Here is a 20,097-nt window from a genome sequence, read left to right as displayed (position 1 = left end):
TATCTCTATATCGCGATAGGAAGATATTTATGGATCTGGAGGACTGGTCGTCCCGGCTGAAGGTCTTCGCCGACGCCACCCGCGTGCGCCTGCTGGCGCTGCTGGAGCAGGAGGAGCTGACCGTGGCCGAGCTGTCGGCCATCACCCGCCTGGCGCAGCCGCGGGTCTCGACCCACCTGGCCAAGCTCAAGGAGGCCGGGCTGGTGCGCGACCGCCGCGCCGGCGTGTCGGCCTATTATCGCTTCGACGAGACCCTGCTGGACCCGGCGCAGCGCGCGCTGTGGCTGGCGCTGAGCACCGGCAGCGACGACCCGCTGCTGCGCCAGGACGCCGAACGCGTGGCCGCGGTGCTGGCCAACCGCGCCGCCGACCAGAACTGGGCCGACTCGGTGGCGGGCGACATGGAACGCCACTACTCCCCCGGCCGCACCTGGGAAGCGCTGGCGCGCACCGCCCTGCCGCTGCTGGAGACCGGCGACGTGCTCGACATCGCCTCCGGCGACGGCGTGCTCGCCGAACTGGTCGCGCCGCACGCGCGCCGCTACGTCTGCATCGACACCAGCGCGCGGGTGGTGGCCGCGGCCAGCGAGCGCCTGCGTCGGCTAGGCAACGTGGAAGTGCGCGAGGGCGACATGCACGCCCTGCCCTTCGCCGACGCCAGCTTCGACCTGGTGGTGATGATGCACGCCCTGACCTACGCCACCAAGCCGGCGCAGGCGGTGTGCGAATCGGCGCGAGTGCTGCGTCCGGGCGGGCGCCTGCTGCTGTGCAGCCTGGCGCGCCACGAACACAAGGCCGCGGTGCAGGCCTACGGCCACGTCAACCTCGGCTTCGCCGCCAAGGAACTGCGCAAGTTCGTCGGCAAGGCCGGTCTCGAGGTCTCCAGTCTGGAAACCGTCACCCGCGAGAAGCGCCCGCCGCATTTCGAGGTGATCTCCCTGATTGCAGGGAAGCCGGGAATCGGGAATGGGGAATCGGGAATCGAAAAAGCAACCGCCAAGGCGGGAGTCGAAGCATGAACGGCAGAGTCGTTTCACCAATCCCCAATCCCCAATCCCCACTCCCGGGCCTGCCCTGGCTAAACCCGGAGCGCACGCACAAACTGCTGCAGGCCCTGTCCGAGCGGATCCTGATCATCGATGGCGCGATGGGCACGATGATCCAGCGCCATGGGCTGCAGGAGGCCGACTACCGCGGCGAGCGCTTCGCCGAGGGCTACGACGCGCAGGCCGGGCACGTGCACGGCCCCGGCTGCGACCACGCGCCGCAGGGCCACGACCTGAAGGGCAACAACGACCTGTTGCTGCTGACCCGGCCGGAGGTGATCGCCGAGATCCACCGCGCCTACCTCGACGCCGGCGCCGACCTGCTCGAGACCAACACCTTCAACGCCACCGCGATCAGCCAGGCCGACTACCACCTGGAGCATCTGGTGTACGAACTCAACAAGGCCGGCGCGCAGGTCGCGCGCGCCTGCTGCGACGCGGTCGAGGCGCTGACGCCGGACAAGCCGCGGTTCGTGATCGGCGTGCTCGGCCCGACCAGCCGCACCGCCTCGATCAGCCCGGACGTCAACGATCCCGGCTTCCGCAACACCAGCTTCGACGAACTGCGCGCCACCTACCGCGAAGCGATCGACGGCCTGATCGACGGCGGCGCCGACACGCTGATGGTGGAGACCATCTTCGACACGCTCAACGCCAAGGCCGCGCTGTATGCGATCGAAGAGGTGTTCGACGCGCGCGGCGGGCGCCTGCCGGTGATGATCTCCGGCACCATCACCGACGCCTCCGGCCGCACCCTGTCCGGGCAGACCGCCGAGGCGTTCTACGCCTCGGTCGCGCACGGGCGGCCGCTTTCGGTGGGGCTGAACTGCGCGCTCGGCGCCAAGGACCTGCGCCCGCACGTGGAGACCCTGGCGCGGATCGCCGACGGCTACGTCAGCGCGCATCCCAACGCCGGCCTGCCCAACGCCTTCGGCGAATACGACGAGACGCCGGAGGAAATGGCGGCGACGCTGCGCGAGTTCGCCGAGTCCGGGCTGCTGAATCTGGTCGGCGGTTGCTGCGGCACCACCCCGGCGCACATCCGCGCCATCGCCGAGGCGGTGCGCGGGCTGCCGCCGCGCGTGCCGCTGGCGGCGCAGGCGCAGGCCGCCTGATGAACGCCGCGCGCACCCTCGCCGTCGCCACCTGCGTGCGCGCCTGCACCTCCCTGTTTCCGGAACGCTGACCATGTCCTCCGTCCGCCACACCCGCCTGTCCGGCCTGGAGCCGTTGCTGCTGACCCCGGACCTGCTGTTCGTCAACGTCGGCGAGCGCACCAACGTCACCGGCAGCGCGCAGTTCCGCAAACTGATCAAGGAAGAGCGCTACGAGGAGGCGGTGGAGGTGGCGCGCCAGCAGGTCGCCAACGGCGCGCAGATCCTCGACGTCAACATGGACGAGGGCCTGATCGACTCGGAGAAGGCGATGGTGCGCTTTCTCAACCTGATCATGTCCGAGCCGGACATCGCGCGCATCCCGGTGATGGTCGACTCCTCCAAGTGGAGCGTGATCGAGGCCGGGCTGAAGTGCCTGCAGGGCAAGAGCGTGGTCAACTCGATCTCGCTCAAGGAAGGCGAGGCGCCGTTCGTCGAACACGCGCGCAAGGTGCTGCGCTACGGCGCCGCCGCGGTGGTGATGGCCTTCGACGAGGTCGGCCAGGCCGACACCTGCGCGCGCAAGGTGGAGATCTGCACCCGCGCCTACCGCATCCTCACCGAGCAGGTCGGGTTCCCGCCGGAAGACATCATCTTCGATCCGAACATCTTCGCCGTGGCCACCGGCATCGAGGAGCACGACAACTACGCGGTCGATTTCATCGAGGCGACCCGCGAGATCAAGCGCACCCTGCCGCACTGCCACGTCTCCGGCGGCGTCTCCAACGTCTCGTTCTCGTTCCGCGGCAACGAGACGGTGCGCCAGGCGATCCATTCGGTGTTCCTGTACCACGCCATCGCCGCCGGCATGGACATGGGCATCGTCAATGCCGGCGGCATGCCGATCTACGACGAGCTGGACCCGGAGCTGCGCGAGCGCGTGGAGGACGTGATCCTCAACCGCCGCCGCGACGCCACCGAACGCCTGCTGGAGATCGCCGAGCGTTACAAAAAGGCGGGGAATCGGGAGTCGGGAATCGGGAATCGGGAAAAGCTGGCGTGGCGTGAGAAGACGGTGCGCGAGCGGTTGAGCCATGCGCTGGTGCATGGCATCGACGAGTTCGTCGAGGTCGATACCGAAGAGGCGCGGCAGCAGTCGACGCGCCCGCTGGATGTGATCGAAGGCCCGCTGATGGACGGCATGAACGTGGTCGGCGACCTGTTCGGCGCCGGCAAGATGTTCCTGCCGCAGGTGGTGAAATCGGCGCGGGTGATGAAGAAGGCGGTCGCCTACCTGCTGCCCTACATCGAGGCGGAAAAGCTGCGCAGCGGCGACACCGGCAAGTCCAACGGCAAGATCATCATGGCCACGGTCAAGGGCGACGTGCACGACATCGGCAAGAACATCGTCGGCGTGGTCCTGGCCTGCAACAACTTCGACGTGATCGACCTGGGGGTGATGGTGCCGACCCAGACCATCCTCGACCGCGCCCGCACCGAGAACGCCGACATCATCGGCCTGTCCGGGCTGATCACCCCATCGCTGGAAGAGATGACCCACGTCGCCCGCGAGATGCAGCGGCAGGGCTTCTCGATGCCGCTGCTGATCGGCGGCGCCACCACCTCGCGCGCGCACACCGCGCTGAAGATCGACCCGCACTATGCGGCACCGACGGTGTGGGTGAAGGACGCCTCGCGCGCGGTCGGCGTGGCGCAGTCGCTGATCTCGCGCGACCTGCGCGCGGCCTTCGTCGCCGCCAACGACGCCGACTACGCCGAGATCCGCCAGCGCCACAAGAACCGCGGCGACGCCAAGCGCCTGGTGTCGCTCGCCCACGCGCGCGGCCAGCGCTTCGACGGCGGCTGGGACGCCTACACCCCGCCGGCGCCCAGGCAGCCCGGCCTGCACGTGTTCGACGACTACCCGCTGGACGACCTGGTCCCGCTGATCGACTGGACGCCGTTCTTCCAGGCCTGGGAACTGGCCGGCAAGTTCCCGGCCATCCTCACCGACGAGATCGTCGGCCAGCAGGCCAGCGAGCTGTACCAGGACGCACGGGCGATGCTGCAGCGGATCGTCGAGGAGAAATGGCTGACCGCCAAGGCCGTGTTCGGGCTGTGGCCGGCGCAGTCGGTGGGCGACGATGTTGTGGTCCTGACGGAATCGGGAGACGGGCACGGGGAATCGTCAGGCGGGACTGCGCCGCTCGACCATTCCCGATTCTCCATTCCCCATTCCCTGCATTTCCTGCGCCAGCAGGTCGACAAGCCCGCCGAGCGCCCGGACTTCTGCCTGGCCGACTTCATCGCCCCGCGCGAGTGCGGCAAGCAGGACTGGATCGGGGCGTTCGCGGTCACCGCCGGCATCGGCATCGAGCCGCACGTGGCGCGCTTCGAGGCCGCGCACGACGACTACAACGCGATCCTGCTCAAGGCGCTGGCCGACCGCCTGGCCGAGGCGCTGGCCGAGCGCCTGCACCAGCGCGTGCGCACCGAGTTTTGGGGCTATGCGGGCGAAGAGGCGCTGGACAACGAGGCGCTGATCGCCGAGCGCTACCGCGGCATCCGTCCCGCGCCTGGCTATCCGGCCTGCCCCGACCACAGCGAGAAGCAGACCCTGTTCGCGCTGCTCGACGCCGGACGCAACGCCGGCATGTCGCTGACCGAGAGTTTCGCGATGCTGCCGACCGCCGCGGTGTCCGGCTACTACTTCAGCCACCCGCAGAGCCAGTACTTCGTGGTCGGCCGGCTCGGCAAGGACCAGCTCGCCGACTACGCCCGGCGCAAGGGCGTCTCGCTGCAGCAGGCTGAGCGCTGGCTGGCCTCGAACCTGGACTACGACCCGGAGTGAGCCGGGAGCCGCCGCCGCTGCGCGCACCAGCGCCTGCATCGGCACTCCCCCAACCGCCTTCGCGCCTATCGCCGATGCCCATGTCCATCGCCTCCCCGCTGAAGATCGTGGTCACCGGCAGTGCCGGCCGGGTCGGCCGCGCGATCCACATCCGGCTCTCCCGCGAGCACCGCGTCAGTGGATTCGACCGCACGCCCTGCTCCACCGCCGACTGGGTCGGCGATCTCGACGATGCCGCCCTGCTGGCGCGGGCGCTACAGGGAGCAGACGCGGTGATCCACACCGCGGCGCTGCATGCGCCGCACGTCGCGCACGTGCCGGCGGCGCGCTTCCGCCAGGTCAACGTCGACGGCACGCGCCGTGTGCTGGATGCCGCGGCGGCAGCCGGCGTGCGCCGCATCGTGTTCACCAGCACCACCGCGCTGTACGGCAGCGCCGCCACGCCCGACGGCACCGCGGCCTGGGTCGACGAGACGCTGGCGCCGCAGCCGCGGACCATCTACCACCACACCAAGCTGGAGGCCGAGGCGCTGCTCCGCGAGGCCGCCGACCAGGGCGGGCCGAGCGTACGCATCCTGCGCATGTCGCGCTGCTTCCCGGAGCCGGTCAACGTGATGGCCGCGTTCCGCCTGCATCGCGGCATCGACGCGCGCGACGTGGCCGAGGCCCATGCCGCGGCATTGCGGCATGCCGGGCCAGCGAGCGCGACGTTCGTGATTTCCGGCGCCACGCCATTCCAGCGCGAGGATTGCACCGCGCTGCACAGCGCCGCACCGGCGGTCCTGCAGCGCCGCGCACCCGAGTTGGTGGATGCATTCAAGCAACGCGGCTGGACGCTCCCGGAGCGGATCGACCGCGTCTACTCGGCACAGCACGCGATGCAGGCGCTGGATTGGCGACCGCGCTACGGTTTCGAGGAGGTGCTGGCGCAGTACGACCAGCACGTCCCGGAGGTCCTGCCGCCCGGCGACGGCGAGGCCGCGCGCGAGTAAGCATGCGGCGGCAGGGGCAAGAATCTCGCGCACTCCGGCTCCACGAGACGCTGCGCGCCGACCCTCACCCCAACCCCTCTCCCGACGGGAGAGGGGCACGCGGACTCCGCCGTTCCCTTCTCCCCTCGGGAGAAGGTACCCCGAAGGGGCGGATGAGGGTGCGGGGAGATGCATCAAGTTCTGGGGCATCGCGGTGTTTCCGTACCCTCACCCCAACCCCTCTCCCGGTGGGAGAGGGGCTTCGGCTTTTCCCTTCTCCCCTCGGGAGAAGGTGCCTCGAAGGGGCGGATGAGGGTGCGGGGAGATGCACCAAGTTCTGGGGCATCGCGGTGTTTCCGTACCCTCACCCCAACCCCTCTCCCGGTGGGAGAGGGGCTTCGGCTGTTCCCTTCTCCCCTCGGGAGAAGGTGCCCCGAAGGGGGCGGATGAGGGTACGGGCGCAGCCACGTCAACCCGAACACCACAAGACGCTTCGCGCCGGACCCTCACGCCAACCCCTCTCCCGACGGGAGAGGGGCTTCGGGCTCAGCGCAGCAACACCGAAATGCCGAGGCCGCCCTGCCAGTCCGAGGTCTGCGACGACAGGCCGCGCAGCACCGACAGATCCAGTTGTACGCGCTTGGCGAACAGCCAGGTGACGCCGCTGCCGAGCGCGCGCATGTCGTCCTCGCCGCCGCCGATGCCGGCCTCGACGTAGGCGCTGAGGGTGTCCCCGGCGTAGAAGGTATAGCTCGGCGACACGCTCCAGCCGGAGCCGTCCTCGCTATCGCTGACATTGCCGTACAGCGCCAGGCTGCGCCCTTCGGGCAGGTCCCAGCCGGCGCTCACGCCGAGGTCGTAACGGTGGCCGGCGTCGCCGTACGGCGCGCGCCCGACCGGCAGGCTGGCGCTGCCGAGCAGCGCCCAGGTGAAGCCGACGCTGGCGCTCGGCAGCGCCTGCTTGATGCCGACGCTGGCGTCGCCGCCGCTGTGCCCGCGCCGATCCTGCCCGCCGCCGCGCACGCGCTGCCAGACCTGGCTGTCGATCGCCAACTGCAATTCGGTGCGCGCGCTCAGGCCGAACCGCAGACGGCTGTTGGCGACGTACTCGGTGCTGCGCACGTCGCCGTCGCGGTCGTAGCTGCCGTCGAAGAACGCCTGCTCCCAGGCCACCTGTCCGCGCTGCAGGGTGGTCGAGGCGAAGCCGATGCCGGGCCGGTCGAACCCGGGCGCGTCCTCGGCGCAGGCGACACCGGCGGCACCGGCATGGGCGGCCAGCAGCAGCGCCCCGCGCAGCAGCGCATCGCCTCGGCGGCGCAACAGCGGCCGGCGACAGGCAACGGATGACGGGACGACCGGCGCTAGACGCGGCGCGAGAAAACGTGGAACGGGCATGCGCGAACTCCTTGCGACGCGGGAGGCGCAGGGCTGCGTCTCAGGGCACCGGCGGCGAGTTTGCCTGAATCGCAGCGAAATGAGATGTGAAGCCTGGCAGCAGCACGCGGTTGCCGTAGCCGCTGAGGTGGTCGGCGTCGAAGAACAGCGGGCGCCCGTCGCCGAATCCCGTGCATTGCTGGGCGTCGCACAGCAGCGGCAACGGATCCCACACCGAGGCATGCGGCAGTTGCGCGGCGATGCGCTGCAGGCTCTGCAGCACCGGCGCGCGGTAGCGCTCCATGGTCGCGCGCGGGATCGGGATGCCGTGCGCGCAGATCGGATTGCCGCGGTTGAACCAGTCCGAGCAGCGGTACGGCGGCGCACGCAGCACCGGCTTGGGCGCCTCGAAGACGATGCGCACGCCGCGCTGCGCCAGCGGCTGCAGCAGCGCCACCGCAGCGGTTTCGCCCGCGCTGCGCGCGGCCTGCGCGGCAGCGCCCTCCTGCTCGGCCATCACCGCCGTCTCGTCGAACAGGCGGTCCTGATCGGCCAGCCGCAGCACCCGCAACGCGGGCAGGAACAGCACGTCGCCGCTGCGTGCATGCGCGGCGACGTCGGCCAGGGCGCTGCGTTCGTAGGCCTGGCAACCGGGATTGCCGGCCTGCCAGGCCTGCAGGCCGATGATCGGACAACCGCCGACGCCGTACAGGCGCACCGGCACCCCGCTCTGCAGTGAGAAGCGCCGCAGCAGTTCGTTGTAGGCCAGCGCATGCGAGTCGCCGGCGACGAACAACTGGCCGCCATCGCGGTTGTGCAGCGTGCAGGCGCCGCGCTCGAACAGCTTGGCGCTGCCCACCTGCACCGGCACCTGGCGGGTCTGCAGCGTGCACTGCGGGAACTCCCGGCGCAGGCCCTTGGCATAGGCATACCAGTCCAGCGGATGCCGGCTGACCGTGCTCAGCCCGTAGTAGCGCTGGGTGTCCTGCAGCAGCGCCTGCATGCCGGCGGCGAGCAGCACCAGCCCCACTCCGGCGGCGATGGTCCGTACCGGGGTGCGTGCGCGGCCGATCCGGCCATGCCGCCACGGCCGTTCCACCCAGCGGTACGAGGCCAGCGCCAGCGCCGCCACCAGCAGCAGCGCCGCGACTCTGGTCGCCGCCGATTCCAGGCCCACGGTCCAACGCAGCAGCACGAACACCGGCCAGTGCCACAGATACAGCGAATAGGACAGGCGGCCGATCGCCACCGGCACGCGGTGGGCCAGCGCGCGGCGGGTCCAGCCGGCCGGGGCACCGTGCAGCAGCGCCAGCAGGCCGAGCGTGCCCACTACCGGCCACAGCCCATCCGGCCAAGGCGAGTGACCGGGACGCGCAGACCACAGGCCAAACGCGATCGCGCCCAGCGCCACCGCCAGCAGCGGCGAGCGCCAGCGCCAGGCGCCCGGCGGCGGCGCCTGCGTGCCGGCGTCGAAGCGTCCGCACAATGCCAGCACCTGGTACAGCAGCACGCCGCTGCCGAGTTGCCAGAAGCGTGCGGTGGTCAGGTAGAACGCCGCCGCCGCATCGCCGGCATCGCGACTGCGCAGCCAGGCGAACGCCAGCGACGCAGCCGAGGCCAGCGCCACCAGCAGCGTCGACCACAGCCGGCCGCGGCCGCCGCGGTTCCAGGCCAGGAACAGCAGCGGGAACAGCAGGTAGAACTGTTCCTCCACGCCCAGCGACCAGGTGTGCGTGTACGGATTGAATTCGGCCTTGGGCGAGAAGTAGTCGTTGCCGGTCGCGGCCAGCACCCAGTTGCTGAGGCCGACGAAGGCCATGCGTCCGGTCTTGGCGCTGGTCTCGCTGAGCCAGGACTCGGGAATGAACAGGCCGCTGGCCAACGCCGTGACCAGCAGGCACGCGACCAGTGCCGGCGCGATGCGGCGCATGCGCCGCGCATAGAACTGCGCGAACACGCCCGGTTGTCCGGCCGCCGGCAGGCGCTGCAGCGAGGCGCTGACCACGAAGCCGGAGATCACGAAGAACATGTCCACGCCGACGAACCCGCCCGGCAGCCACGCCGGATCGAGGTGGTAGGCGATCACCGCCAGCACCGCGATCGCGCGCAGCCCGTCCACGTACGGCAGATAGCCGCCGCCGGTGTGCGCGTGCGGCGGCGTGCGGCCGCGCCCGGCGTCCTGCGTGCCCGTCCCTGGCAGCGCCACGCTTACCAGACCAGATCGTCGGGGATCTGGTACTTGGGATCGGCGTAGGGGTCTTCCTCGGCCGGCGCGTTCGGGTCGACCCGCAGCGCCACCGCCGCCGGGAAGATCGCTTCGGCCTGGTCCAGCAGCGCCGCGGTCACCAGCAGATAGCGGCCGTTCTGCTGCAGCACGCCCAGCTCGCCGGCGTTGAGCGCCTTGAGCTGGTCGGCGGTGACGTAGATGCGCTTGATCTTGCCGCCGTAGGGGAAATGGCGGGCGATGTCGGCCTCGGCGTGGTTCAGCGCCTGGCCCTTGAGCAGTTCGTCGAGCTTGGCCCGCGCCTCGCGGCGCAGGCGCGCTTCTTCCTGTTTCTGCCGCTCGGCCTCGATGCGCTCGTCCTTCTCGCGCTGGGCGCGGATCGCGTAGGCCTTGGCCAGATCGATGTCCTCGCGGCTGCGCGGCGGCCGCGCCGGCTGGCCACCCGCGCCCTGCGGCTTGCCGTGGGCATTGCCGTGCGGCCGGCCGCGCCCGCCGCCGGGCTTGCCGGCGTTGGGCGCGCCGCCGGGAGCGCGCTCGCCGCGCGCCCCGGCCGGTGCCGGGCGTTGGCCCGGCCGTCCCTGCGGCCGCGGCGCGGCAGGCGGGGCCTTGCGTTCGGGTTTCGGCGCAGGCTTGAAGCCCAGGCCCAGCAACTGGTCGCGGAGGGTATCGCTCATCGGGACGGCATCGGTCGGTTCGGGGGATCAGTAATGCGGCGGCGGCGGTTCGTCGGCCGGGTCGGCGTAGAGCGTGCTGCGCACCTTGCCCAGATCCTCGAGCAGGTGACGCAGCAACTCGGCGTTGCGCTGGCTTTCGATCCGCGCTTCGGCCAGGGCATCGCTCATTTCCGCCAGCGCCTGCTCCTGGAAGGAGAGGCGCGTTTCCAGCTCGATCAGGCGGTTCTCCAGCAACCGATCCTGGGTGGAAAAATCATGCTGCATGGATCGAACGTCCGCGGCCGATGCCGTAGTACGCCAGGCCGAAGCTCTCGATTTCCTGCGGATCGTAGAGATTGCGGCCGTCGAACACCACCGCATCGCCGATCAGCTCCTTCATGCGGGTGAAGTCCGGGCTGCGGAACTGCTTCCACTCGGTGACCACCGCCAGCGCATCGGCGCCTTCCAGCGCGTCGAAGGCATCCTCGCAGAAGTGCAGATCGGCGCGCTCGCCGAAGATGCGCTTGGCCTCCTCGGTCGCCTCCGGATCGTAGGCGCGGACCGTTGCGCCCGCTTCCCACAGTTGCGCCAGCAGGCGGCGGCTGGAGGCGGCACGCATGTCGTCGGTGTTGGGCTTGAACGCCAGGCCCCACACCGCGAAGGTCTTGCCCTTGAGCGGTTGCGCCGCGCCGTAGTGGCGCTGGATCAGCTCGTACAGATGGCCCTTCTGCGCCTCGTTGACCGCTTCCACCGCGTCCAGCAGCCTCGGCGCATGGCCGTACTGCTGCGCGGTGCGCGCCAGCGCCTGCACGTCCTTGGGGAAACACGAGCCGCCGTAACCGGCGCCCGGGTAAATGAAGTGCCAGCCGATGCGCGGATCCGAGCCGATGCCCTGGCGCACCTTCTCCACGTCGGCGCCGACGCGCTCGGCGATGTTGGCGATCTCGTTCATGAAACTGATCTTGGTCGCCAGCATGGCGTTGGCCGCGTACTTGGTCAGTTCGGCCGAGCGCACATCCATCTCCACGATGCGGTCGTGGTTGCGGTTGAACGGCGCGTACAGGCGGCGCAGGCGCGCGGCCGAGCCGGGCTTGCTGCTGCCGATGACGATGCGGTCCGGCCGCATGCAGTCGGCGACCGCATCGCCTTCCTTCAGGAACTCCGGGTTGGAGACCACGTCGAACTCGATCGCTTCGCCGCGCGCTTCCAGTTCGGCGGCGATCGCCGCACGCACCTTGTCCGCGGTGCCCACCGGCACCGTGGACTTGTTGACCACGATGGTCGGCCCCTGGATGTGCTGGCCGATGGTGCGAGCCACCGCCAGGACGTACTGCAGATCTGCGCTACCGTCCTCGTCCGGCGGCGTGCCGACGGCGATGAACACGATATCCCCATGCGCGATGGCGCTGGCCGCGTCGGTGGTAAAGAACAGCCTCCGTGCGGCGTGGTTGGCCTTGACCATCGGCGAGAGGCCAGGCTCGTAAATCGGGACCACGCCCTTGTTGAGCCCATCCACCTTGGCCTGGTCGATGTCTACGCACACCACGTGGTGGCCGACTTCGGCCAGACAGGTTCCGGTGACGAGCCCGACATAGCCGGTGCCGAATATCGCTACGCGCATGTAATCTCCTTTCGGTTATTGAAGGATGTTCAAAAGTTCCACGTCGAAGGTCAACATCGCATCCGGGCCGATCGGGCCGCCCGGCGTTCCCTGCGGGCCGTAGCCCAGGTTGGACGGAATCCAGAAACGGTACTTGGACCCCACCGGCATCAGCGCCACGCCCTCGCTCCAACCCGGCACGACCTGGTTGAGCGCGAACTCGGCCGGCTGGCCGGTCTTGTACGAGCTGTCGAACACGGTGCCGTCGAGCAGCTTGCCTTCGTAGTTCACCCGCACCTTGCTGGTGGAGGTGGGCCGCGGGCCGCTGCCTTCGCGCAGCACCATGTACTGCAGGCCGGACGGAGTGGTGATCACGCCCTTCTGGTTCTTGTTCTGCGCCAGGAAGGCATTGCCTTCCTGCTTGTTCTTGGTCGCCACCGCGGCCTGCTTGGACGCACCGAAGGCCTGCAGGGTGGCCATCGCCTGCTCCTGGGTCATCGCGGTCTGGCCCTTGGCGAACACCGTGCGCACCGCGCCCATCAGCGTCGGCAGATCGATGTCGTTCTGGATCCGCGCCAGCGACGGACCGACCGCACGGTCGCCCAGCATCAGGCCCACGTTCTCCTTGGACACCGGCGGCGGCTGCGTGCCCGGCGCCATGCCCGGCACCGGCTGGCCGTTGCGCGCGGCCAGCTGCGTGCGCAGCGCGGTATCGGTGGCCTGGGTCTGCTCATCGGACAGCAGCGGCTTGCCCTGCTTGAAGGCGTTCTCGATCGCGCGCTGCATCGCGTCCACGTCGATGTCCTGGGCGATGGGCTCGAACGAGCGCGCCACATCCATGCCGATCGCGTAGCTGACCTTCTGCTTTTCCGTGCTCAGCGTCGTCGCCGTGCTGCCGGCCGCCGGCGCCTGCGCGGACGCATGACCGGCGACCATCGCCATCCCCACCACCAGCGACGCCACGGCGCCGCGCATTCCCATCTTCATTCGCTACTTTCCCTGGAAGTGAACTGTGTACTGGATGCGCCGGGGTGGCGCGGAGGCCGGCATTGTCGCACGCGCGGCCGAGATGTTGACCCGCTTTCAGTGCGACGCCGGCTGCGCTTTCAGTTCGCGTTCGATGGCACTGCGCAAGGCCGGATCGTCGGGCGTGACCTTGCTCGGAAATTGCGCGACCACATGCCCGTCGCGCGCGATCAGATACTTGTGGAAATTCCAGCCCGGCGCCACGCCGGTGGCCTGGGTCAGCTGCTTGTACAGCGGCGTCGCGTCGTCGCCGATCACATGCACCTTCTCGAACATCGGGAACTTCACCCCATAGGTGAGCGTGCAGAATTCCTGGATCTGCTTCTCCGATCCGGGCTCCTGGCCCTTGAAGTCGTTGGACGGGAAGCCGAGCACGCTGAAGCCCTGCGCCGCGTACTGCTGCTGCAGCTTCTCCAGGCCGTCGTACTGCGGGGTGTAGCCGCACTTGCTGGCGGTGTTGACCACCAGCAGCACCTTGCCGCCGTAGGTCTTGTTCAGGTTCACCTTGTCCTTGCCGGCCAGCGGACGGTAGTCCCGGTCCAGCAGGGAGCCCGCCCAGGCACTGCCCACGGTGCCGGCAGCCGCCAGGATCGCGAGGAAAAACAGACGCTTGGAAATTTTCATGGGGCACCGTCGAAGAGAAAAGGAAGTCGCGCACGACCATGTCGGAAGTTGGGTCCGCAACGTGTTGACATGCTGTGTAACGGTGTTATAGTTAAATACAACACCACTCACCCAGAGCAGGTCCCACGATGCATCTCAAACGCCTCCAGCGCAGTCTTCCGGCCCTGGTCATCGTCGGCACCCTGCTCTGCGCGAGCTGGATCGGCGCCCAACGCCACCAGGGACGGCCGCAGGATTATGGCGCCAGCACGCCGCACGACGACAGCGCCGCCGGCGCCGCACCCTCCACCGTCCCGGCGGTGCGGCGCCTGCGGGCCTCGCTGTCCGTGCCTTATTTCTCCTTCGCGCGCACCCTGCGCCCACGGAGCTGACCATGAGCGACATCCAATGGAGCGACGGCGCTCCGATCTACCGCCAGTTGAAGGACCGGGTCATCGCGATGATGCTCGACGGCATCCTCAAGCCCGGCGACGCCCTACCCTCGGTGCGCCAGGTGGCCGCCGAATACCAGCTCAACCCGATCACCGTCTCGCGCGCCTACCAGGAACTGGCCGACGAGGCCCTGGTCGAGAAGCGCCGCGGGCTGGGCATGTTCATGACCGAGGAAGCGGCGCAGAAGCTGCGCGGCAGCGAGCGCGAGCGCTTCCTCAACGAAGAGTGGCCCCTGGTGCTGGAACGCATCCAGCGCCTGGGCCTGACATTGGAAGACTTGTTGCCACCGGGGAAAACGCCATGACTGCCGCTGTCGCCGCATCCGAATCCGTCGTCTACGCGCAGGGGTTGCGCAAGACCTACAACCACAAGCCGGCCCTGGCCGATGCGTCCTTCACCATCGCGCCCGGCCGCATCGTCGGCCTGATCGGCCCCAACGGCGCCGGCAAGACCACCGCATTGAAGGCGGTGCTGGGCCTGACCGCCGTGGAAGGCGAACTGCGCGTGCTGGGCATGGACCCGCGCAAGCAGCGCGACGCGCTGATGAACGAGGTGTGCTTCATCGCCGACGTGGCGGTGCTGCCGCGCTGGATGCGGGTGAGCGAGGCGATCGACTTCGTCGCCGGCGTGCATCCGCGCTTCGATCGCGCCAAGTGCGAGCGCTTCCTGGCCAACACCAAGCTCTCGCCCAAGCTGCGGGTGCGCGAGATGTCCAAGGGCATGATCGTGCAGCTGCACCTGGCCCTGGTGATGGCGATCGACGCGCGCCTGCTGGTGCTGGACGAGCCGACCCTGGGCCTGGACATCCTGTACCGCAAGGAGTTCTACCAGCGCCTGCTGGAAGACTACTTCGACGAGCAGAAGACCATCGTCATCACCACCCACCAGGTGGAGGAGATCGAGCACATCCTCACCGACGTGCTGTTCATCCGCGACGGCCGCATCGTGCTCAGCGCCGACATGGAGCACATGGCCACCCGCTACACCGAACTGCTGGTGCCGGCCGAGCGCATCGAGGCGGCGCGCGCGCTGCAGCCGATCGACGAACGCGGCCTGCCGTTCGGCAAGTCGGTGTTCCTGTACGACGGCGTGCCGCAGGCGCAGTTGGCCGCGCTCGGCGAAACCCGCACTCCCGGCCTGGCCGACCTGTTCGTCGCCATCATGAAGGGCACCTACGCATGAACGCTCCCGCCAAGACAATCTCTTCCGTGTCCACCTTCAAGTGGCTGCTCAAGCGCGAATTCTGGGAACACCGCGGCGGCTTCCTGTGGGCGCCGGTCATCACCGGCGGCATCGTCGCCACGCTGTACACGGTGCTGTCGATCATCGGCAGCATCGCCGGCCGCAACCATGGCGGCAGCTCGCGCCTGAACGACGTGCAGTGGGACGGCCAGACCCAGAACGCCCACCAGATCATCGGCGCGGTGGGCGACGGCACCATGCTCGCCGGCGTGGTCCTGGCCTGCATCGTGGTCGGCTTCGTGGTGTTCTTCTATGCGCTGGGCGCGCTGTACGACGACCGTCGCGACCGCAGCGTGCTGTTCTGGAAGTCGCTGCCGCTGTCGGACACCAGCACCGTGCTGTCCAAGGCGGCCTGGGCGCTGTTGCTGGCGCCGCTGCTGGCGATCGGCGTCGGCCTGCTGATCGGCCTGGCGCTGTGGGTGGTCACCGCCCTGACCCTGTCGGTCAACGGCATCCCGCAGAGCACCGCGGTGTTCACCGAATCGCACCCGCTGCGCATCATCGGCATGGTCCTGGCCGCGCTGCCGGTGCAGGTGCTCTGGTCCTTGCCGGCGATCGGCTGGCTGATGCTGTGCTCGGCCTGGGCGCGCAGCAAGCCGTTCCTGTGGGCGGTGCTGATCCCGATCCTGGGCTGCGTGACCGCCAGCATGATGGGCATCCTGCCGATGCTCAACGTCAACCACAACCTGATCTGGTACACCGTGGTCTATCGCGGCCTGCTCAGCGTGCTGCCGGGCAGCTGGGGTCCGGTGCTGAACGAACAGGTGGCCGAAACCCACATCAGCGGTCCGCAGGATCTGGTCAACGCGATCCATCTCGGCGACGCCTGGGTGCTGTTCCGCGACCCCGACATCTGGATCGGCGCCGCGGTCGGCGTGGCCTTCATCGTCGCCGCGATCTATGTGCGCCGCTGGCGCGACGAAGCCTGATCGCAGCGCCGTCTCCCTTCCCTTTTCCGCAAGGAGTTTCCCGATGCACAAGACTCTCGCCCTGTGTGCCCTGCTGTCGCTGCCGGCCGTCGCCATGGCCGACGACTGCAAGTATTCCGAACCGCGCGAACTGAAGCTGGACCTGGCCGGCGTCAAGTCGGTGCTGCTGGACGTGCAGCAGAACGACCTCAAGCTCACCGGCGCCAGCGGCGGCGACTCCACCCTGCGCGGCCGCGCCTGCGCCTCCGACGCGGACATGCTCAAGGAGTTGACCCTGCGCCAGCGTCACGACGGCGACACCCTGGTGGTGACGCTGAAGCACGAGGGCAAGATCCACGGCATCAGCGTCGGCAACCGCTACGCCTATCTCAACGTCGCCGGCAGCATTCCGGCCAACCTGCCGGTGCAGTTGCAACTGGGCTCGGGCGATGCCGAGATCAGCGGCGTGGCCTCGCTCGACGCCAAGATCGGCTCCGGCGACCTGCATGCGCAGAACATCCGCGGTGCGGTCAGCGCCACGGTCGGCTCCGGCGACATCGAACTGCGCAATGTCGGCAGCGTGGCCTTGCCGACGCTGGGCTCGGGCGACGTCAAGGCCGACCAGGTCGGCGGCGACGTCAAGGTCGGCACGGTCGGCTCCGGCGACCTGACCGTGCACGGGGTGCGCGGCAGCGTCCAGGTCGACAGCGTCGGCTCCGGCGACGTGCAACTGCGCGATGTCAGCGGCAGCGTCGCGGTGCAGACCGTGGGTTCCGGCGATCTGGACGTGGGCACCGTCGGCGGCAACCTGAGCGTGCAGAAGGTCGGCAGCGGCGACGTCACCCACCACGGCGTGCGCGGCAGCATCAACCTGCCCAAACCGCGCTGATCCGACGCGCCACTTTCTCCCTTCCGCACGAGGACACGCCCATGCAATTCCGTTCCCTGTCCCTGGCCGGTGTCGCCCTTGCCGTGCTGTTCTCGCTCAGCGCCTGCCAGCGCTCGGCCTCGTCGAACGACCGCGTCGTGGTCGACCACGGCGGCGCGCAAAGCCTGACCTTCCTCAACGGCGACCTCACCCTGAAGGCCAATGGTCAGCCGCCGGCCACCATCACCCGCGACGGCAAGCTGTTGATCGACGGCAAGCCGGTCGCCCTGGACGCCGAGCAGCAACGCCTGCTGCTGGCCTACCGCAGCCAGATCGAAGCGGTGGGCAAGCAAGGTGTGGAGGTGGGCAAGGCCGGCGCGGCGCTGGGCGTGAAAGCGGCCGGCGATGCGATCAGCGGCGTGCTCAGCGGCGACACCGACCATATCGGCGAGCGGGTCGAGGCGCAGGCCGACAAGATCAAGCAGGCGGCGCTGAAGATCTGCGACCAGGTCGCCGCGCTGCGCGCCGCGCAGGATGCGCTGATGCAGAAGGTGCCGGCGTTCCGTCCCTACTCCACCCTCGACGAAAGCGACGTCAGCGACTGCAAGCACTCGGCGGCGTAAGGCCGCCACACCGACCCGGTGCGCGCAAGCGTGCCGGGTCGGCCTTGCATGGCCTGCGGCGAGCGGCCGGAGGGTCCCTGCGACATGCGGGCGCACGCCGCACCACAGCCACACGCTCTAGAATGGGCGGCATTCCCCCCGCTCCATCGCCGCCATGAAGAAGACGCTGTTCGCCTGGTTCTCGCTGCTGTCGTTGTGCCTGCTGCTCGCCGCCTGCGGCGGACGCGGCGGCGAGACCGCCTCTTCGCGCGCCGAGCGCAGCAAGCCGCGGGTGGCGGTGGACAGCATGAACGTGATGCTGCGCCGCGCCCCGGCCGCCAACGCCACCATCGGACCCGATGGCAGCCTGCGCATCGACGACATCGAACTGCCGCTGCCGCCCGCGCAGCGCACCGAACTGCAGCAGTTGTTCATGCACCTGCAGATGCAGCGCCAGCGCACCCTGGAGACCGCGGCGCCGGACCCGAACATGCGCTCGGTCGGCTTCGCGCCGACCCCGGAGATCACCGAAGCGCAGGCGGCGGTGTTGCGCGACATTCCGTCGCTGCAGCCGTACCGCGACAGCTTCGGCAATCTGCAGGCCGAGCGCCGCTGAGGCGTGCCGGCACGCGCAAGTGCCGGCACAAGAGCGCCTCCAGTAAAAAAAGAGGGAGGCCTTCCTGTAGGAGCGGCTTCAGCCGCGATGGGCGTTCCCGGGAAGGCCCGTCGCGGCTGAAGCCGCTCCTACGGAGGCTTGCAGTGCGGTGTCTGGGCGCACCGTGAGAGGGACTTCAGTCCCGACGGCTGCCAGGTTCAACGTCGGCCTGCACTCCGTCGCGGCTCAACCACCGCCCCCCGCACCGGCGTGGATGCCGCCTTCGGTCAATGCAGCCGGATCCAGCAGCCGGCGCAATTCGTCCTCGCCGAGGCCGCTGTCCTCCTTGGCCACCTCCAGCACCGGCCGGTTCTCCTTGTAGGCGCGCTTGGCGATCGCCGCGGCCTTTTCGTAGCCGATGATCGGGTTCAACGCGGTGACCAGGATCGGGTTGCGGTCCAGCGCCTCGCGGACCCGCTCCTCGCGCACCTTGAGTCCGGCGATCGCCGAATCGGCCAGCAGCACCGCGACGTTGCCCAGCAACTGGATCGACTCCAGCAGGTTGGCGGCGATCAGCGGCAGGGTCACGTTCAACTGGAAGTTGCCGGTCTGCCCGGCCACGGTGATCGCGGTGTGGTGGCCGATGACCTGCGCGCAGGCCATGACCGTGGCTTCGGGAATCACCGGATTGACCTTGCCCGGCATGATCGAGCTGCCCGGCTGCAACGCCGGCAATTCGATCTCGCCGAGGCCGGCCAGCGGCCCGGCATTCATCCAGCGCAGGTCGTTGGCGATCTTGATCAGCGCCACCGCCAGCGCGTTGAGCTGGCCGGACAGCTCCACCGCATCGTCCTGCGCGGCCAGGCCCTCGAACTTGTTCTCGGCGCTCTCGAAGGTGCAGTCGGTCAGCGCCGACAGCGCCTTGGCGACCTTGCCGCCGAAGCGCGGATCGGCGTTGATGCCGGTGCCGATGGCGGTGCCGCCCAGCGGCAGCCGGCGCAGGCGCTTGAGGCTGTCGTCGATGCGCGCCTGCGCCGACACCAGTTGCGCCGACCAGGCGCCGAATTCCTGGCCGAAGGTCAGCGGCATCGCGTCCATCAGGTGGGTACGTCCGGTCTTGACCACACCCTGCAGTTGCTTGGCGCGCTTGTCGATGGTCTTGCGCAGGTGCTTGAGCGAGGGCAGCAGGTGCTCGCGCGCAGCGAGCACCGCAGCGACGCGGATCGCGGTCGGCACCACGTCGTTGGAACTCTGGCCGAGGTTGACGTGGTCGTTGGGGTGCACCGTCGGCAGCGCCTTGCCGCCGTGCTTGCCGTCGCCCTTGGCGCTGCGGTTGGCCAGCGTGGCGATGACCTCGTTGGCGTTCATGTTCGACGAGGTGCCCGACCCGGTCTGGTAGATGTCGATCGGGAAGTGCGCGTCGTGGCGGCCGTCGGCCACCTCCAGCGCCGCGGCCTGGATCGCCTTGGCGACCGCCTTCGGCAGCAGGTCCAGGTCGGCGTTGACCCCGGCCGCGGTGGCCTTGATCAGGCCCAGCGCGCGGATGAAGCCGCGCGGCATCGGGCGCCCGGACACCGGGAAGTTCTGCACCGCACGCTGGGTCTGCGCACCCCACAAGGCCTCTGCAGGCACCTGCAGTTCACCCATGCTGTCGTGTTCGACCCTGAATGTGTCACTCATCGCGCAATCTCCGCATCTGCAAAAAGGAATCCATCGGCACCGTCGTCGGACGTCCGGGGGGCAGGCTGGCGGGATTGCGGCTGGCGCACGCATTATCCGCGGCGCAGCGCCCGGCGTCAGCAGTGTGCGCCGGCGGATGTTAGGAATGTCTGGAGGCGTGCCAGGCGTGCGAGCGCGGTGATGGGCGGATGCAGGCAGTCGCCGCGATGCCTGCCGACGGTACGCAGTGGCCGGCCGAAGCGCTGGCAAGACGCCGCGGCGCGCGGGGCGGCCATGGCGACCGCCGCGGAAGGACCGGCGGCATTGC

General features: G+C 69.2%; 19 protein-coding genes. 11 read left to right on the top strand and 8 right to left on the bottom strand.

Going from position 1 to position 20,097, the window contains the following annotated elements; all coding sequences use genetic code 11:
- The first annotated feature begins 29 nt into the window (after window positions 1-29).
- From PG878_RS09315 to PG878_RS09300, 4 genes are all read left to right on the top strand, one after another.
- Window positions 30-1,019, top strand: coding sequence for an ArsR/SmtB family transcription factor (locus PG878_RS09315; protein ID WP_209031294.1), 990 nt, complete (start codon window positions 30-32; stop codon window positions 1,017-1,019).
- Complete coding sequence (locus tag PG878_RS09310; RefSeq protein ID WP_209031293.1) at window positions 1,016-2,161, top strand: homocysteine S-methyltransferase family protein; 1,146 nt, start codon at window positions 1,016-1,018, stop codon at window positions 2,159-2,161. Before PG878_RS09315 ends, PG878_RS09310 begins: the two co-directional genes overlap by 4 nt.
- A 73-nt stretch (window positions 2,162-2,234) precedes the next feature.
- Window positions 2,235-4,991, top strand: a complete 2,757-nt coding sequence (gene metH / locus PG878_RS09305) for a methionine synthase (protein ID WP_209031292.1) — start codon at window positions 2,235-2,237, stop codon at window positions 4,989-4,991.
- Window positions 4,992-5,071: 80 nt separating this feature from the next.
- On the top strand, window positions 5,072-5,983 hold the full coding sequence (locus tag PG878_RS09300) for an NAD-dependent epimerase/dehydratase family protein (RefSeq protein WP_244672610.1): 912 nt from the start codon (window positions 5,072-5,074) through the stop codon (window positions 5,981-5,983).
- A gap of 525 nt (window positions 5,984-6,508) precedes the next feature.
- Here the strand turns inward: PG878_RS09300 and PG878_RS09295 are convergent.
- From PG878_RS09295 to PG878_RS09265, 7 genes are all read right to left on the bottom strand, one after another.
- The gene (locus tag PG878_RS09295) at window positions 6,509-7,282 is read right to left on the bottom strand and encodes a transporter (RefSeq protein WP_209031458.1); all 774 of its coding nucleotides are present in this window, start codon (window positions 7,280-7,282) and stop codon (window positions 6,509-6,511) included.
- Window positions 7,283-7,397: 115 nt separating this feature from the next.
- Window positions 7,398-9,542 carry an acyltransferase family protein gene (locus PG878_RS09290; protein ID WP_209031291.1) on the bottom strand — a complete coding sequence of 715 codons (2,145 nt, stop codon included), beginning with the start codon at window positions 9,540-9,542 and terminating at the stop codon, window positions 7,398-7,400.
- A gap of 2 nt (window positions 9,543-9,544) precedes the next feature.
- Window positions 9,545-10,234, bottom strand: coding sequence for a DUF2058 domain-containing protein (locus PG878_RS09285; protein ID WP_209031290.1), 690 nt, complete (start codon window positions 10,232-10,234; stop codon window positions 9,545-9,547).
- A gap of 27 nt (window positions 10,235-10,261) precedes the next feature.
- Window positions 10,262-10,498 (bottom strand): SlyX family protein, encoded by a 237-nt coding sequence (locus PG878_RS09280; RefSeq protein ID WP_010344225.1) that lies wholly within the window; start codon window positions 10,496-10,498, stop codon window positions 10,262-10,264.
- Window positions 10,488-11,834: a UDP-glucose dehydrogenase family protein gene (locus PG878_RS09275; protein ID WP_209031289.1), complete on the bottom strand. Its 1,347-nt coding sequence runs from the start codon at window positions 11,832-11,834 to the stop codon at window positions 10,488-10,490. The genes PG878_RS09280 and PG878_RS09275 overlap by 11 nt, the downstream gene beginning before the upstream one ends.
- A gap of 15 nt (window positions 11,835-11,849) precedes the next feature.
- Window positions 11,850-12,800, bottom strand: a complete 951-nt coding sequence (locus tag PG878_RS09270; protein WP_209031288.1) for an FKBP-type peptidyl-prolyl cis-trans isomerase — start codon at window positions 12,798-12,800, stop codon at window positions 11,850-11,852.
- A 96-nt stretch (window positions 12,801-12,896) separates the two neighbouring features.
- The gene (locus PG878_RS09265; RefSeq protein WP_209031287.1) at window positions 12,897-13,463 is read right to left on the bottom strand and encodes a glutathione peroxidase; all 567 of its coding nucleotides are present in this window, start codon (window positions 13,461-13,463) and stop codon (window positions 12,897-12,899) included.
- Window positions 13,464-13,591: 128 nt separating this feature from the next.
- On the opposite strand from PG878_RS09265, the gene PG878_RS09260 reads away from it, so the two are divergent.
- From PG878_RS09260 to PG878_RS09230, 7 genes are all read left to right on the top strand, one after another.
- Window positions 13,592-13,834: a hypothetical protein gene (locus PG878_RS09260; RefSeq protein WP_209031286.1), complete on the top strand. Its 243-nt coding sequence runs from the start codon at window positions 13,592-13,594 to the stop codon at window positions 13,832-13,834.
- A 2-nt stretch (window positions 13,835-13,836) separates the two neighbouring features.
- A complete protein-coding gene (locus PG878_RS09255) occupies window positions 13,837-14,199 on the top strand; it encodes a GntR family transcriptional regulator (RefSeq protein WP_209031285.1) in 363 nt (120 codons plus the stop codon).
- On the top strand, window positions 14,196-15,077 hold the full coding sequence (locus PG878_RS09250) for an ABC transporter ATP-binding protein (protein ID WP_209031284.1): 882 nt from the start codon (window positions 14,196-14,198) through the stop codon (window positions 15,075-15,077). Before PG878_RS09255 ends, PG878_RS09250 begins: the two co-directional genes overlap by 4 nt.
- Window positions 15,074-16,066, top strand: coding sequence for an ABC transporter permease (locus tag PG878_RS09245; protein WP_209031283.1), 993 nt, complete (start codon window positions 15,074-15,076; stop codon window positions 16,064-16,066). Before PG878_RS09250 ends, PG878_RS09245 begins: the two co-directional genes overlap by 4 nt.
- Before the next feature lie 43 nt (window positions 16,067-16,109).
- Window positions 16,110-16,934, top strand: coding sequence for a DUF4097 family beta strand repeat-containing protein (locus tag PG878_RS09240; RefSeq protein ID WP_010344233.1), 825 nt, complete (start codon window positions 16,110-16,112; stop codon window positions 16,932-16,934).
- A 41-nt stretch (window positions 16,935-16,975) separates the two neighbouring features.
- Window positions 16,976-17,536, top strand: a complete 561-nt coding sequence (locus PG878_RS09235) for a DUF2884 family protein (protein WP_209031282.1) — start codon at window positions 16,976-16,978, stop codon at window positions 17,534-17,536.
- 154 nt (window positions 17,537-17,690) lie between these two features.
- On the top strand, window positions 17,691-18,131 hold the full coding sequence (locus PG878_RS09230) for a hypothetical protein (RefSeq protein ID WP_209031281.1): 441 nt from the start codon (window positions 17,691-17,693) through the stop codon (window positions 18,129-18,131).
- A 225-nt stretch (window positions 18,132-18,356) separates the two neighbouring features.
- Here the strand turns inward: PG878_RS09230 and PG878_RS09225 are convergent, their stop codons facing one another.
- The gene (locus PG878_RS09225; RefSeq protein WP_209031280.1) at window positions 18,357-19,790 is read right to left on the bottom strand and encodes a class II fumarate hydratase; all 1,434 of its coding nucleotides are present in this window, start codon (window positions 19,788-19,790) and stop codon (window positions 18,357-18,359) included.
- Window positions 19,791-20,097: the final 307 nt, after the last annotated feature.

The sequence above is a fragment of the Xanthomonas hawaiiensis genome (assembly GCF_031834635.1).
Classification (GTDB): Bacteria; Pseudomonadota; Gammaproteobacteria; order Xanthomonadales; family Xanthomonadaceae; genus Xanthomonas_A; species Xanthomonas_A sacchari.
This window is presented reverse-complemented; position numbering and strand designations above follow the sequence as displayed.